The organism is Flavobacterium arsenatis, from assembly GCF_031456785.1.
Lineage (GTDB): Bacteria > Bacteroidota > Bacteroidia > Flavobacteriales > Flavobacteriaceae > Flavobacterium > Flavobacterium arsenatis.
Genome location: NZ_JAVDVI010000009.1, coordinates 1 through 16,063 on the forward strand (window position 1 = coordinate 1; position 16,063 = coordinate 16,063).

A 16,063-nucleotide genomic window follows, 5' to 3' on the forward strand; every position below is an offset into this window, starting at 1 on the left:
GTGGTTTCCGACTGCGAAAATGGAGAGCAATTCATGGTGGATGTAAATGTGACCAGCTTGGGAACTGCATCTTCGGTTACCGTTTCGGACAACCAGGGAAGCCTTCCTCAAAGTGCAACTGCAACGGGAGTGCTAAGTTTCGGACCTTATCCTAATGGAACAGGTGTTGTCTTTACAACAGCAAACGATGATGATGCAACTTGTGTTTGGACGAGTGCAGCTATAAATCAGCTTGCATGTCCTCCGGCAAATGACTCATGTGCTAATGCCATTGAACTTACTCCAGGAGTTGCATTTGCTGATTATGCCGTTGTAGGATCAAATACCAGTGCCACTAGAAATGCGGCTGATCCAATTCCAACATGTGATAATTTTAATTTTACTACCAATGGTAAAGATGTTTGGTATAGTGTTGTAGCCCCTGCTTCAGGATCATTAACATTTGAAACCAAAACAAATGCAGGTACCATACTTACCGATACAGGTCTGCAGGTTTACTCAGGAACATGTGGATCAATTGTTTCACTTGGATGTAATGAAGACGATGGAGATGGTTTCTTTTCCAAGTTAACGCTAAATAATTTGACTCCTAATGAGGTTCTTTTAGTGAGAGTTTGGGGATATAATGGATCTTCGGGAACATTTATGGTTTCGGCTTACCATGCTTCTTTGTCAGCATCTGAATTTGAAGTAAGCGGATTGAAAATATATCCAAACCCAGTTAGAGATGTGTTGAATTTGTCTTACAATCAGAATATATCTAATGTTGAAGTGTTTAATATGTTAGGACAACAGGTAATTGCTAAATCTGTTAATGCTACTAATGGTCAAGTTGATATGTCGCATTTAGCAACAGGAACTTATTTAGTGAGAGTTGCAACTGATAATCAAGTAAAAACTATTAAAGTGATAAAACAATAATTTTAAAATAATAATTTTTATATAAAGCCACCGGAAGGTGGCTTTTTTATTTATTAAATTGTAAAAAGAAGGTTTTTAGGTTTCTTGGTAACGACTGTTGTTTTTAAAACAATATTTGTTTAACCTCAGTATTTTTTTAAAAATATTTTTTATTTGTTAATGATGTGACAAAAGAATAATAAAACACATTTTGAGTTTTATTAATATTGTTTACTGTAATATTGTTTTTTTTTAACGAAAAAAATAAAAAAATAAATTTTATTTTAATTGGATTTTTAATCAACATCGGTAGGATACACTAAATTTATGCCGATAACAAAAACCATTTTTCATTATGAATAAAATTACTTTCTCACTGTTGCTATTTTTAGCAATGGTGTCGGGGACTTATTCCCAAGTCCAAATTGGAGAGGGAACCAATCAGGCCCAAAACCTTCCTTTCGAACCTTATTATGAGTATACGTATGCTCAAACCATTTATCTCGCAAGTGAAATAAATGCCTCGGGTTCTATCACCGCTATCAAATGGTATTATTCAGGCGAAAGTACTTTGCCAAATAGCCAAGGATTAGTTATTTATATGGGACATACTGACAAGGAAACTTTTGATACCGATATAGACTTTGTTGGTATTGGAGATTTGACACAAGTTTATTCGGGAGGTATTACAATACCAACACCAGTAACTCCAGGATGGGTAACTATTACACTAACTACACCATTTGCTTATGATGGCACGAACAATTTAGTAATAGCTGTAGATGAGAACTTGATTGAGTATGATTTTGGTGCTGATGATTTTCATAATACGGCTGTTTCAGGAGAACGCTCAATTTATGCATATTCTGATACTGTAAATTTTGATCCAGCAGACCCTTCAAATAATCAAGGTGCAAATGATGGTTTCACTAGAGGAACTGCTGCATTTATTCCTAATATAATTTTTGAAGGAATTCAACAAGAATGTGCCAATCCATTGGGTCTTGGCGTTAATAATTTAACAACAATGTCGGCTGACTTAAAGTGGGCTTTGAATCCTTCCACTACTCAATATAACGTACAATACGGTGATATAGGTTTTGAATTGGGGTCGGGTATAGGAACAGGAACAGGAGTTGGAAACCCATATTCAATCTCCGGACTCAATGCTCAAACGGAATATGAATTTTATGTTCAGGCATCATGCGAAAGTACCACAAGTAACTGGTCTGGTCCCTTTAAATTCACAACACCTTGTGATGCAATCGGAGACTTTTTTGAAAACTTTGATCAAGTAACAGAAGGCGATTTGCCAGATTGTTGGTCAAAAGTTGTCAATTCAGCAAATGAGTATGCTTATGTAAATCTTGTTAGCTATGATTCTTTCAGTCCTACCAAGCATATTGAAATGGGGAACTCTGATGATAATAACGCACAGTTATTGTTGGTTTCACCAAACATACTAACCTTTGATGACATGAGGGTGAAGTTTAGAGCTTTTGGTAATGAGACAGGATACACAGTGCAGGTTGGTACAATGAACAATCCAGCCGATCCTTCAACATTTGTGATGGTTGGAGAGCCAATTACCTTGACTAATTCTTATCAGGAATTTAACAGAACTTTAGATGGTGCCGCTGGAAATTTTGTAGCCATTAAGCATGGTTTAGGAGGGAATTATAGAACAGTTCATATAGATGATTTTATTTTAGAACCTGTTCCAACCTCTATTCCAGAATGTGTTGATGATATAAATGTTACACCAAATGATAGTTGTGGTAATTTTGCTTCTCTTTTTGAATGGGCCTCTGCGGAAGGTGCAGATGGTTATAGATTATCTATCGGAACAACCTCTGGAGGAAATGAAGCAATCAACAATACTGATTTAGGAAATATAACAACTTATTCATTCGTTGGAAACTACAATACGACATATTATTATACATTAACTGCCTATAATGCATTTGGTGATGCCACGGGTTGTTTTACCGATAGTTTTATAACGGCTCCAGATGGGTGTTATTGCGAATCTATTCCTGATCCAGAATCAAACAACGGAGACGGTATTACAAACGTTAGAATCGGGTTCACTGATTTTTCAATCGAAAATGTTACTTATTCGGACAATAGTGAGATTGAAACTGTAGATTTGCCTCAAAACGTTACCGCAAATGTGCAAATTACTTTCGAAACAGGTACTACTTTTGATACCCACATTTGGATCGACTTTAACGACAGCTACACATTTGAAGAAAATGAAAAGGTTTTCTCTGGTACTTCTAATGCCACTAGCCCAACCATTTTAAATGCAGTCTTTCAGGTAGCAGAGGATGCTCCTTTAGGAAACCATAGAATGAGAATCGGAACTGCTGATTATGGTCAAAATATTCCCGACCCATGTTATAATGGTTGGAATGGTATTACATTAGATTTTACCGTTAACATTGTACCGGCTCCAAGCTGTTTGCCTCCAACAAATCTATCTGCAAATACTATTCTATCTAATACGGTAAATTTAGCTTGGGATTCTAATGCTACAAACTTTAATGTTGAGTATGGAGAAGGAATGTTTTTACCGGGTGAAGGAACACTGGTGCAAAATATAACAGATACAACTTTGGGTCTCACTATTTTAAACGCTAATACAGCTCACCAATTTTATGTTCAAACCAATTGTGGAGAAGGATCCCTAAGTCCATGGGTAGGACCATATTCATTCACAACAGCATGTGATCCTTTTGGTGATTTTGAAGAAGATTTCTCAGTGGAGAATTATGTTGAGGCTCCTGAATGTTGGACATCAATTATTGAATCAAATAGTATTTATCCTTATATTGAAGTTTCTCCATGGAACGGTAATGTAGAGCTTTTTAATTCAGACGATGCTAACGCAAATCTAATGCTTATAACGCCAATACTCACAGACTTGCCTAATGGAACTCATAGGATAAAATTTCAATCCTATACTTATAGTAGTGAAACAGCATTAATTGTAGGGACATTGTCTGATCCAGCAAACCCAAGCTCGTTTACTCCAGTTTCAACTATTCCATTTTCAGGCGATGGTGTTAATACTGAATATATAGTTCCCTTTTCATCTGCAACGGATCATAATTATGTAGCTTTCAAACACGGAGGTGGTGGATTATACAAGAGTGTTTTTATTGATAACGTAATTTGGGAGCCAATTCCAACTGTTGTGCCTTCTTGTGCAGAGGAGATTAATATTACGGTAAATCCTAATTGCGGAAATTTTGCCACTTTGTTTGAATGGTCTGAAGTAGAAGGTGCAGATGGCTATAGAATTTCAGTTGGAACAATTGAAGGAGCAACTGATGTTATTGACAATGAAAACGTTGGAAATACAACAGAATTTGATTTTACTGGAAACTTCAATACTACTTATTTCTATACCTTCACTCCTTTCAACTCTGTGGGAGATGCAGTTGGATGTACAGGAGGAACTTTCACTACTACAGAAACAGGATGTTATTGTACATCGGTGCCAACAAGCGTTGATGGTGAAGGTATTACTAACATTCAATTTGGTAATACGGATTTCCCAAATCAAAGTTTATACACTGATAATACTGGGCAAGGTAGCATTAATGTTGTTCAAGGAGAATTAACTAACCTTCAAATTACTTTTAACACCATTACTGATTTTGGTAGTAGTTATGGATATGACACTAATGTTTGGATAGATTTTAATAATGATTTTGTATTCGATAATGAAACTGAATTAGTGTTTAGTGGAGAATCTGAAGCTGTAAGTCCAACAATTTTTGACGCTTCTTTCACAGTTCCAGCAGATGCGGCTTTAGGAGTTCACACAATGAGAATCGGTTCTGCTGATGGAGGTCAGTATGATCCAAACCCATGTTATTCAGAATCTTATGGAATGACAATTGATTTCAGTGTCAACATACAAGAAGGGTTATCAGTACATAATTTTGATAGCACTAACTTAAAAGTCTATCCTAACCCAGTATCTAATATTTTGAATCTTTCTTATACTCAAAACATTACGAATGTAGCAATATTCAACGTTTTAGGGCAGGAAGTAATTACTAACAATGTAAATGCTACTCAAGGTCAGATAGATATGTCAGATTTGGCAAGTGGTACTTATTTAGTGAAAGTTACCGCTGGTGACCAAACTAAAACAATAAAAGTATTGAAAAAATAAGTTTTTAATTAATCAGTTTTTTAAAGCCACCTTCGGGTGGCTTTTTTTATATATGCTTTATCTTTGTTAAAAATTATAAACATGTTTTTCTCTCTCGTAATTCCTGTTTTCAATCGGCCAGACGAAATAAATGAACTACTGGAAAGTTTGGTTTTGTCTGATTTTAAAGAAGATTTTGAAATTGTCATAGTCGAAGACGGTTCAACAATTCCTTGTAAAGACATAGTTGATGCTTATCAAAATAAATTAAACATCACTTATTTTTTCAAGCCAAATTCTGGTCCCGGCGATTCTCGTAACTTCGGGATGAGAAATGCAAAAGGCGACTATTTTATTATTTTCGATTCAGATTGCATTATCCCAAAACACTATTTAACAGAAGTTTCAAAAGCTTTAAACGCTAAATATGTAGATTGTTTTGGAGGTCCGGATAAAGCTTTGGATAGTTTTTCGGATGTTCAAAAAGCAATCAATTTTGCAATGACTTCTTTCCTAACAACAGGAGGAATTCGAGGTGGTTCGGAGAAGTTGGATAAATTCCAGCCTCGAAGCTTCAATATGGGAATTTCAAAAATTGCTTTTCAGAAATCGCAGGGTTTTGGAAACATTCATCCGGGCGAAGACCCAGATTTATCCATCAGGTTATGGAATTTAGGTTTCGAAACCCGATTGTTTCCCGATGCTTATGTCTATCATAAAAGAAGGATCGATTGGTCTAAATTTTACAAACAGGTCAATAAATTCGGGAAAGCCCGACCTATTTTGAATACTTGGTATCCAAAACACAACAAACTAACTTTTTTCTTTCCAACCGTTTTCATACTTGGATTTGTGGTTTCTTTGTTGGGTTTGATAATCGGATTTCCATTTTTAATTTATGGATATGGGCTGTATTTCGTGCTTTTATTTCTATCTTCAATCATAGCAAACAAAAGCTTGAAAATAGCAATACTATCAATAATTGCCGTAATAATTCAATTTTATGGCTACGGAATTGGCTTCTTGAAATCTTTCCTATTGGTTCAAATGTTGAAGAAAAAACCTCAAGAAGTTTTCCCAGAATTATTTTTTAAAAAATAAAAAGATGACAAAAATAATTGGACTAACAGGTGGAATTGGAAGCGGAAAAACAACTGTTGCAAAACAATTTGAAGCACTCGGTGTTCCTGTTTATATTGCAGATAGCGAAGCCAAAAAAATAATGGATCTTCCAGATACGATCCAATTGATTAGGAACGAATTCGGAAATTCAATTTTTGAGGATGATATCTTAAACCGCGAAAAACTAGCCAAGATTGTCTTCGAAAATCCTGAAAAACTTCAAAAACTAAATGGTATTATTCATCCTTTAGTGAAAAATCATTTTCTGCAATGGTTTCAAAAAAATAAAAATGCTGATTTTGTAATAAGGGAAACCGCCATTTTATTTGAAAGCGGAAGTTATAAAGACTGTGATAAAATTATTTCCGTTGTGGCTCCTTTAGAAACAAGAATTGAAAGAGTTGTCAAAAGAGATGATTCTGATTATGAATCGGTTATGAAAAGAGTCCAAAACCAATGGACAGACGAAATGAGAACTGCAAAAAGCGACTACATCATTGAAAACATAAATCTTGAAAACACTATAAATCAAGTCAATATACTCTACAAAGAATTGAAAGATATGTAAAAAACAGGAAAGATGTTAATGTTTGGTTAATGTATTAATAGACCAAGTGTTAAAATGTTAATTTTGTGATGTATGAATAAGACATTGTTTCGATTGTTGGTTTTTTTGATGAGCCTATCCCTAATAGGAATTATTCTTGTACAATTGTATTTAATTAATACATCTTTCAAGAACAATGAAGAGCAATTCAAATATCATGTTAAACAAGTTGTAGGCAATGTAGCCGATAATTTGAAAGAACAAGAAGCCTACACGATTCTTAATCAATACAATATTTTAAAGGAAACCAAAGGTAAAGACCCAACAGAAACCGAGTTATTGGATTTCATTTTGGTTCAGAAAAACAGGGTTACCAATAAGACTATAATTTATTCAAACAGCATAACGTCTGAAGATTATAATATAAATCTTTCGTTCTTTGATAAAAAAAGCGATTCCTTGAAAAAAGTTCAGAGTTTTGTTTCAAAAAGCAAAACTGAAATCTATTCCGGGAACTCAATTGATAAATCGGACATCCAGCACAGTACAGTTCCTGATATTACAATTCAGCAATCCGGGAGCATGGAACTTTTGGATAAGGCTCAATTTGAAATATTTTTCAAGGCCATTACCGAAACAAAACCGTTGAAAGACAGGATAACAAAGGAAAAACTACAACAAATGCTCAAGAAAGAATTGAAGCTATATGATGTAGAAACACCTTTCGAATTTGGGATTTACAGCAACGGTCTTGCAACAAAAATTAAATCCGATAAGTTTAAGTTTGATAAAAGTTCAACTTTTTCAATACCGGTTTTTGGTGATACCGACGGAAAAAGCAAGTTTCAATTGTTGGTAAGTTTCCCTGAAAAGAAGAAATTTTTATTTTCAGAACTGATAGGAATTACAACTTTATCAATCGTTTTTACGTTAATAATTATAATTGCATACAGCAGTGCATTGAACCAATTAATCAAGCAACGTCAGATTTCCGAAATCAAAACCGATTTCATCAACAATATGACGCACGAATTCAAGACACCAATCGCAACAATAAATCTGGCTTTGGATGCCATAAAAAATCCAAAAATCATCGAAGATAGGGAAAAGACACAACGCTATCTTCAAATGATTCGGGACGAAAACAAACGAATGCATGCCCAGGTCGAAAATGTGTTGAGGATTTCAAAACTCGAAAAAAGAGAATTGGATATCAGCAAGGAATCAACCGATATTCACGAAATTGTAGAAGATGCAATCGAACACGTGAACCTCATTATCGAAGACAGGCAAGGTGTCATAAACACACACTTTGACGCAAGCAGAAATACCGTTCTTTTAAATGATGTTCACTTTACAAACGTAATCGTAAACATCTTGGACAACGCCATAAAATATTCGCCAGACACACCAATCATTGATGTTTATACAGAAAACGTAAAGGATTTTGTCATCATCAGAATAAAAGACCAAGGAGCCGGAATGGGCAAAACAGCCCAAAAAAGAATTTTCGAGAAATTCTACCGGGAACACACAGGAGATATACACAACGTTAAAGGGCATGGTTTAGGACTTGCCTACGTGAAGAGAATAATAGACGACCACAACGGTCAAATTGCTGTAGAAAGTGAAAAAGGGAAGGGTAGCACCTTCATAATCAAATTACCCTTAATAAATTAAGATATGGAAACTGAAAACAAAAAAATCCTTTTAGTAGAAGACGACCCCAACTTCGGATCAATTTTGAAAGATTATCTAATCTTGAACGACTTTGAAGTAACGCTTGCTAAAAACGGAATGGAAGGGTTTGAAAAGTTCAAAAAAGACACATTCGATTTGTGCATACTTGACGTAATGATGCCATACAAGGACGGATATACGCTTGCAAAAGAAATCAGAGAAAAAAACAAAGAAGTGCCAATTATTTTCCTAACAGCAAAGTCAATGAAAGACGATGTTTTGAAAGGATATAAAGTGGGTGCCGACGATTACCTCAATAAACCATTCGATTCAGAAGTTCTATTGATGAAAATCAGAGCCATCATTCAAAGAAAAGCATCCGAAACAAAAACCGATGCAACTAAATTTGAATTCCAAATTGGAAATTTCCATCTCAATTCAAAACTTCGTTTCCTAACCTTCAAAAAAGAAGAACCAATAAAACTATCTCCAAAAGAGAACGAATTATTGAAAATGTTAGCCATCTACGAAAACGATTTGATGCCAAGAGAGCTTGCACTAACAAAAATCTGGAGAGACGACAACTACTTCACATCAAGAAGTATGGACGTCTACATCGCCAAATTAAGAAAATATTTGAAACTGGACGAAGAGGTAGAAATCCTCAACATCCACGGAGAAGGATTCAGATTGGTCGTAAAAAACAAACCTGCAGTATCAGAATAAATCACAAGAAGCTTCGAGAAATCGGAGCTTTTTTTTGCTTTTTTCAGAAGCTATTTCCAGCTTTCCGTTACAAGCTTTTGCTAAAAAAAACTTTTTTTCTAAGAACTTGCAGGAGCTTCCGCTGGTCGCTCTGCAACTTCAAGAAAAAATAGTTTTTTTTAGCAAAAGGCTTTCCACTACAATCTGGGCTAGTGAAGTTGATTGCTATTAAACACGAATTGCACTAATTTTCACAAACCGATTTGTGAAAATTAGTGCAATTCGTATGATGGATTAATTTATTTAAACCCCAATTCCAAAGCAAAGCAAGCCTTTCCTTCTTTCAAAATCGCAAAAACACTTTTATCCTCCACTTGAAATTCATCAATAGCAACTTCGTCATCCAACATCAATTCCTTCATGAAATTCATATCAATGCTCGAAATTTTCTGCTTCAAGATGGTCTTGTAATCTACCAAATCTAAACACCATTCAAGATATTTCACATTATTAACGTGATTCACAATATCCAGATCTGATAGCACGACCTTTCTTTGATTGATGTTTTTCATCTCCTCATACAACTCCACTTTCTTCACCCTTCCCGAAGTTGAAAGAAGATCAGGGAATTTCTCAAAATGTTCGTGAGGCAAGGCCAAACCTTCTGGTCTTCGGATTTTAGTGTTGAAAACCGCCCAAAAAGTTTCACAGCCAATCAGTTTTTTATCCCCAACATAAACCTCCAAAGCCCTAACCGAACGCGAATTTTCTAGTGAAATAATCCAGGTTTTTACGGTTACAACATCACGCCATTTTGGTAAAGCTTCAATTTCCAGTTTCATCCTGCTCAAAACCCAAGCCTGGTTGAATTCCTGCATATCGTTAAAGCTGATTCCGCCAACTTCAGCATGATCGCCAGCCGTCAATTGCAGAATATTGCACAAATCAGTGTATTTCAAATAACCGTTTGGAGTGCATTGCGTGAAATTGATTTCCCAGTCCTTGCTGAAAACAGAAGTGAAATTTGAGGCTATTGGCATTTTATGTGTTTTATCGTTTAATGTATTTTTATCCCAAGAGTAAATTGAACTTGTTTAGATTTTCCAAAATAATCTTCATAAGCTTGATTGGTCATAATCTTATACTGCGAATTTATGTAATGAATGCCTATAAAAAAAGCAAAATGTTTATTCATGGCATAATCTGTAATCAACCCTATTCTAAAATGTTCGCCATATTGATTTGCGTTTCTTTCAGATCTCCACCTCTGTCTTATATAATTGTATCCATATCCTAAAGATGGAGCTATCATAAAATGATTATTCAATTTAAAATCGTAGGAAAGAGCTCCATGGATACTGGTGCTATTAGTAGTTTTGAAATTGCCCGCTTTTGAAATATCATCAACACTATAAAAAGCTTTTTCAAAACCACCAGTAAATCTAATTTTTTTATATTCTAAAAGGCTCAAGCTTGTTCCGATACCGCCATCGGTTGAATGTGCATCAGCCAACATGTGATCGCCATATTGGTTTGGTAGAATATAATATACCCGAGAAACAACATTAAAAAGCAACTGTCGGCCTTTTTTTGGTTGAAACTTTTCGGATCTTATAGTGTCTGTTTGTGTTTCTGTTTCAGTTTCTTGAGCAAAGTTTTGTAATACAAATGAAAGCATCAATAATGTAAATATTTGTTTCATGTCTCGATTAGTTTAGGGCACATTTATATTTCAATTAAAACTCTAATTCGTAGATTAATGGATCGTTTCCTATAGAAACATTCACGGAATATTCCGTTAAAGTTGAGGGATGGGTTCCATAATGTCGGAGAGAATAAAAGATGGTAAAAGTTTGATTTTTAAGAATATTATAATAGGTTTCCGGATAATAATATCCTTCTTCCTCGTCGTCTTCATTGTAATTTACAAACTCTTCGATAGAAATAGCATTGATTTCAAGACTTTCAAGAATAACATTTTCACTTACCTGATTTAAGTTAATTCTAAAACTAGTAATGTCTTCATTCTTAAATAGCATTATACTTCCTAAATTTAATTTGTAATCTTCAAAATCAGATTCTTCAATATTTGATATAACTTTGTTTTGATAAATGTTTCTATCAGGATTTATACTCACACTAAAAGTACCTCGACGACTCCGAGATGGAAATATCTGAATTGAATAACCGTTTTTATCAGTGTTTTGATTAGAAATATTATCATCACCAGCATCAACTTCAATTTTAATTCCTTCCAAAGGATTTCCGTCTTGATCTACAACTGTTGTTTCTGCTATGAATCTTCTTTTTCCCTCATATTGAATCTCGCAAGACAAGGATAGTAACACGATGAGCAAGCAAATAATTCTTTTCATTTTGAAATTGATTTTATTTAGAATAGTAGGCATTTTGTTTTAGTACTTGTGAAAACAAAAGTTAAGTACCGCATTTAAGATGATAGTCAGCTGTTTAAGTTGCGTTAAGAAATTGTTGTGTTTATGTAGTCAATAATTTCTTGTTGGTATGTTTTATAATCAAACCACTTCGTTTTTTCAGTTCTTTTGAACCACGTCATTTGACGTTTTGCAAATCGTCTTGTATTTTTTTTAATTTCTTCAACGGCAAATTCTAAAGAAAAATCGCCATCAAAATAACTGAATAATTCTCGATAGCCAACAGTTTGAAGCGCATTCAAATCTTTATTAGGAAATAGATTTTTAGCTTCTTCCAATAAACCAGCTTGCATCATTAAGTCAACACGAAGATTAATTCTGTCGTACATTTCTTGTCTATCCGCTTCTAAACCAATAATAATTGGAGTAAAATTTCTAGTATTTTTTTTCTGATTTAAAAAGGAAGAATAGGGTTTCCCAGTTCCGATGCAAACTTCTACAAATCGCATCATCCGTTGAGGATTTTGCAAAGTTTGCGGATTTTCGTTTGAAATTTTTGTGAAATAATCTGGGTCTAATTCCTGTAGTTTTTGCTGTAAATAGTCAATTCCGAAGTTTTCATAATTTTGATTGACGTCTTCGCGAACAGAATTGTCGATTTCTGGAAAATAATCGAAACCTTTCAAAATGGCATCAACATACAAACCTGAACCGCCAACAAGAATTGCATAATCATTGGTTTGGAATAATTCATCTAGTTTTGAAATAGCTTCTCGCTCGAAATCGCCAACGGTGTAATTTTCAAAGATAGACTTGTTTTGGATGAAATGATGTGTTGCCGAAGTCAATTCATCATCTGAAGGAACAGCAGTTCCGATTTTCATTTCCTTGAAAAACTGACGCGAATCGCACGAAATGATTTCGCAGTTGAAATGATTCGCCAATTTGATGCTCAATGCAGTTTTGCCAATTGCTGTTGGGCCAATGATGGTGATGAGATGCTTCATTACCGCAAATTTAATTTTTTTGAGGCAGTTGGTTGTTGTTTTTTGCAATAATGTTTTTCGAAATGCCTAATGATATTTTTCTAAACTAGATAGTCCCGTCCCGAAACTTCAGCATCAGGAGAAATCCTTTTTTTTCAATAGCCTTGGGTTTTAACTTGAGGCTATTGAAAAAAAAGATTGAAACGGATAGCTGGAAAATCCTTCTGAAAATTGCTAATTACCAAAAAAGAACTAACTTGTCGTAAGTTTTTTAAAGTATCACTAAATTTGACAACTGATTTTTAACGAAATACCACTATATGTACAATTCAAAAATAACGGGACTTGGCTATTATGTGCCAGATAATATTGTTACCAATGATGATTTAAGTAAAATTATAGAAACCACTGACGAATGGATTCAGGAACGGACCGGTATTCAGGAACGAAGGCATATTGTTAGAGGAGAAGACACGACGACAACGATGGGAGTGAAGGCGGCGAAAATTGCCCTCGAACGTTCTGGTGTTGCCAAAGAGGATATCGATTTTATAATATTTGCAACCTTGAGTCCGGATTATTATTTTCCAGGACCAGGTGTTTTGGTACAGAGGGATTTGGGTCTGAAAACCGTTGGAGCTCTTGATGTCAGGAACCAATGTTCGGGTTTTGTATATGCGGTTTCAATTGCCGATCAATACATTAAAACAGGAATGTACAAGAATATTTTGGTGATTGGTTCCGAAGTGCATTCGGTTGGTTTGGATATGACCACCCGAGGACGTGGCGTTTCAGTAATTTTTGGAGATGGAGCAGGAGCGGCAGTTTTGAGTCGTGAAGAAGACAATTCAAAAGGAATTCTTTCAACACATTTACATTCAGAAGGACAACATGCCGAAGAATTGATTGTAAAAGCTCCAGGAATGGGCGGTCGTTGGGTGACGGATATTTTGAATGAGGAAGATAAAGCGAATGACGAAAGTTATTTGCCCTACATGAACGGGCAATTTGTTTTTAAGAATGCCGTAGTTCGTTTTGCAGAAGTCATCAATGAAGGTTTACAGGCTAATAATTTGGAGGTTTCGGATATTGACATGCTGATTCCGCATCAGGCAAATTTGAGGATTTCGCAATTCATCCAACAAAAATTTAAATTGACCGACGATCAAGTTTATAATAACATCCAAAAATACGGAAACACAACTGCTGCTTCTATTCCAATTGCTTTGACTGAAGCTTGGGAACAGGGGAGAATCAAATCGGGTGATACGGTTGTCTTGGCTGCCTTTGGAAGTGGTTTTACTTGGGGAAGTGTGATTATGAAATGGTAGTTTTTAAATTCCAAAAAACAAATAAACTCCAAATATCAATCTTTTAAATTCCAAACCTTTTCGACTTCTGGAAAGGTTTTGAAAAATTGAGATTTTAGGAATTGGTATTTATTTTTAGGAATTTGTGATTTGGAATTTTTTATTGTTTGATGATTTTCTTAATAATGGTCGTTTCGTCAGAAAACAATTTTATCAGATACACACCACTTTCAAAATTTGATAGGTCGATCGTTTTTGAATTTTGAATCATACTAATTTTTGCTCCTAAAATGTTGTAAACTTCTATTTTATGAAGGTTGACTTCGGCTCCAAACGTTCTATTGACTTTCAAGGTATAAAAACCAGGGGCACTTGTTAACGGATTTAGGATATACATTTCAGAAAATTGATGCTCTCTTCCTTTACCATTATCGACTTTAATAGATTGTATATCTGAAGCTGTTAAGATTTAAATAATTTTTGAATACTTTTAATTTAACATTTTATTAAATTAGGCGATAGGTTAAAGTAAAAAAGAAATGATGTAATTTTGTCAGCGAATGGACAAATCATTAATGAAACAGTTGCTTTCTTTTTTCGTATTTTTCTTGTTGGGATGTGTGAAGCTTTCGGCCAACACAGCTAACAATTTTGAAATGATTGCAACCGATACTTCAGATACGGTAGCCGAGTATAATTATTCTCACGCTTTATTGATTCCTCAGCATTTTATCTTTACTTCCGTTCACACTACTTTTGAGTCCAACTACAGAACGGTTTATGCCACCGATAACGAAAAAGTAGAGGAGGAAGAATCCATTACTACAAAAAAAGCAACAAGTGTTGCAACATTCCCTAAAGTTCTTTATTCAGAACAAGTTGTAGCTCTTCAGCTTACGCCTAAAAAAGAAATTTCGTCAAGGAATTATTTCGTTTATTTTTCTTCTAACACTATTCAAATCCTATTCTGTACTTTCCGGATTTGATTTCCCTTTCTTCACGCAAAGTAAAATACTGAACCTTTGTTCGGCTATTTTTCGATGCCCTAAATCGGTTTGCATTCGTCAAGCGGATTTATTGGTGTAGGACTTTCGTCGTACATCTTTCCCAAAAATTTAAAAAATATATCGTTTAAAATCATAAGAATTATGAAAAGAATACTCATGTTGATGAGCCTTTGTGCCTTGCTGTTAAATGCAAGTTGCAAGACCGAGCATAAAGAAAAGGAAAAAGAAGAACAATTTTTAGTGACCAATCCAATCAGGAAAGATACCGTTGTCACCAAGGATTATGTGTCGCAAATTCAAGCCAGCCGTCACATTGAATTGAGGGCTTTGGAGCGTGGTTATCTGCAAAAGATTTTTGTAGATGAAGGACAATTTGTAAAGCAAGGACAGCTCCTTTTTCAAATTATGCCAAAATTATATGAAGCCGAAATGGAAAAGGCCAAAGCCGAAGCCAGTTTTACCGAAATCGAATACAATAACACTAAAAAATTGGCCGAGAATAATGTTGTTGCTCCAAACGAGCTGGCAATGGCAAAAGCCAAATTGGATAAGGCGAAAGCCGAATTATCGCTGACACAAGTACATCTCGAATTCACACAGGTGAGAGCTCCGTTTGATGGTATTGTCGATCGCTTCAATGTTCGATTGGGGAGCCTTGTTGAAGAAGGCGATTTGCTGACCAATCTTTCCGACAACAGCAAAATGTGGGTCTATTATAATGTTCCCGAAGCCGAATATTTGGATTTCAGGCAGAACCAAAAAAGCGATTCCAAACCTGTTGTGAAATTGCTAATGGCCAATAATCAATATTTTGAAAATTCTGGAATTGTAGAAACCATCGAGGCCGACTTCAACAGCGAAAATGGAAACATCCAGTTCAGGGCTACATTTCCAAACCCGAAAGGTTTGTTGCGTCATGGCGAAACCGGAAATGTTCATGTGACCTTGCCTTTGAAAAACACTTTATTGATTCCGCAGAAAGCAACGTTTGAGGTATTGGACAAGAAATATGTTTTTGTAGTCGATAAAAACAACACCATACAATCACGTCAGGTTACGATTGAAGCTGAAATGCCTCACATTTTTGCCATAAAATCAGGCCTTTCTGAAGGTGACAAGATTCTTCTCGAAGGTTTGCGATTGGTTAAAGAACACGACAAGATCAAATATAAACTCATAGCTCCTCAAACCGTGTTGTCTAATTTGGAACTTTATGCTGAGTAATCGCATTTCCTTAAAAAAAGA

The 16,063-nt window shown here is 35.1% G+C and carries 14 protein-coding genes; 9 read left to right on the plus strand and 5 right to left on the minus strand.

The features are described from left to right. From J2X31_RS10890 to J2X31_RS10915, 6 genes are all read left to right on the plus strand, one after another. On the plus strand, window positions 1-921 hold a 921-nt coding region (locus J2X31_RS10890), incomplete at its 5' end, for a T9SS type A sorting domain-containing protein (protein ID WP_310026705.1). A gap of 334 nt (window positions 922-1,255) precedes the next feature. Beyond that, the gene (locus J2X31_RS10895; protein ID WP_310026707.1) at window positions 1,256-5,089 is read left to right on the plus strand and encodes a GEVED domain-containing protein; all 3,834 of its coding nucleotides are present in this window, start codon (window positions 1,256-1,258) and stop codon (window positions 5,087-5,089) included. 81 nt (window positions 5,090-5,170) lie between these two features. Continuing rightward, window positions 5,171-6,169 carry a glycosyltransferase family 2 protein gene (locus J2X31_RS10900; RefSeq protein WP_310026709.1) on the plus strand — a complete coding sequence of 333 codons (999 nt, stop codon included), beginning with the start codon at window positions 5,171-5,173 and terminating at the stop codon, window positions 6,167-6,169. A gap of 4 nt (window positions 6,170-6,173) precedes the next feature. After that, window positions 6,174-6,758, plus strand: coding sequence for a dephospho-CoA kinase (gene coaE / locus J2X31_RS10905; protein WP_310026712.1), 585 nt, complete (start codon window positions 6,174-6,176; stop codon window positions 6,756-6,758). 72 nt (window positions 6,759-6,830) lie between these two features. After that, a complete protein-coding gene (locus tag J2X31_RS10910; RefSeq protein ID WP_310026715.1) occupies window positions 6,831-8,417 on the plus strand; it encodes a sensor histidine kinase in 1,587 nt (528 codons plus the stop codon). A 3-nt stretch (window positions 8,418-8,420) separates the two neighbouring features. Continuing rightward, window positions 8,421-9,143, plus strand: coding sequence for a response regulator transcription factor (locus J2X31_RS10915; protein ID WP_310026716.1), 723 nt, complete (start codon window positions 8,421-8,423; stop codon window positions 9,141-9,143). 278 nt (window positions 9,144-9,421) lie between these two features. Here the strand turns inward: J2X31_RS10915 and J2X31_RS10920 are convergent, their stop codons facing one another. The 4 genes from J2X31_RS10920 to miaA form a co-directional block, all read right to left on the minus strand. Beyond that, entirely contained in the window at window positions 9,422-10,162 is a 741-nt protein-coding gene (locus J2X31_RS10920; RefSeq protein WP_310026718.1) for an acyl-[acyl-carrier-protein] thioesterase, read from the minus strand. 17 nt (window positions 10,163-10,179) lie between these two features. Continuing rightward, on the minus strand, window positions 10,180-10,824 hold the full coding sequence (locus tag J2X31_RS10925) for a hypothetical protein (RefSeq protein ID WP_310026719.1): 645 nt from the start codon (window positions 10,822-10,824) through the stop codon (window positions 10,180-10,182). Window positions 10,825-10,858: 34 nt separating this feature from the next. After that, window positions 10,859-11,530: an Ig-like domain-containing protein gene (locus J2X31_RS10930; protein WP_310026720.1), complete on the minus strand. Its 672-nt coding sequence runs from the start codon at window positions 11,528-11,530 to the stop codon at window positions 10,859-10,861. A gap of 71 nt (window positions 11,531-11,601) precedes the next feature. Then, on the minus strand, window positions 11,602-12,522 hold the full coding sequence (gene miaA / locus J2X31_RS10935; RefSeq protein ID WP_310026721.1) for a tRNA (adenosine(37)-N6)-dimethylallyltransferase MiaA: 921 nt from the start codon (window positions 12,520-12,522) through the stop codon (window positions 11,602-11,604). A gap of 299 nt (window positions 12,523-12,821) precedes the next feature. Here miaA and J2X31_RS10940 point away from each other — a divergent pair, with 299 nt between their 5' ends. Beyond that, on the plus strand, window positions 12,822-13,832 hold the full coding sequence (locus J2X31_RS10940) for a 3-oxoacyl-ACP synthase III family protein (protein ID WP_310026722.1): 1,011 nt from the start codon (window positions 12,822-12,824) through the stop codon (window positions 13,830-13,832). Between the two features lie 139 nt (window positions 13,833-13,971). Here J2X31_RS10940 and J2X31_RS10945 read toward each other — a convergent pair whose 3' ends face one another. After that, window positions 13,972-14,208: a T9SS type A sorting domain-containing protein gene (locus J2X31_RS10945; protein WP_310026725.1), complete on the minus strand. Its 237-nt coding sequence runs from the start codon at window positions 14,206-14,208 to the stop codon at window positions 13,972-13,974. 163 nt (window positions 14,209-14,371) lie between these two features. Here J2X31_RS10945 and J2X31_RS10950 point away from each other — a divergent pair, with 163 nt between their 5' ends. Both J2X31_RS10950 and J2X31_RS10955 read left to right on the plus strand, forming a co-directional pair. Next, the gene (locus tag J2X31_RS10950) at window positions 14,372-14,797 is read left to right on the plus strand and encodes a hypothetical protein (protein ID WP_310026727.1); all 426 of its coding nucleotides are present in this window, start codon (window positions 14,372-14,374) and stop codon (window positions 14,795-14,797) included. Window positions 14,798-14,959: 162 nt separating this feature from the next. Further along, window positions 14,960-16,042, plus strand: coding sequence for an efflux RND transporter periplasmic adaptor subunit (locus tag J2X31_RS10955; protein ID WP_310026728.1), 1,083 nt, complete (start codon window positions 14,960-14,962; stop codon window positions 16,040-16,042). Window positions 16,043-16,063: the final 21 nt, after the last annotated feature.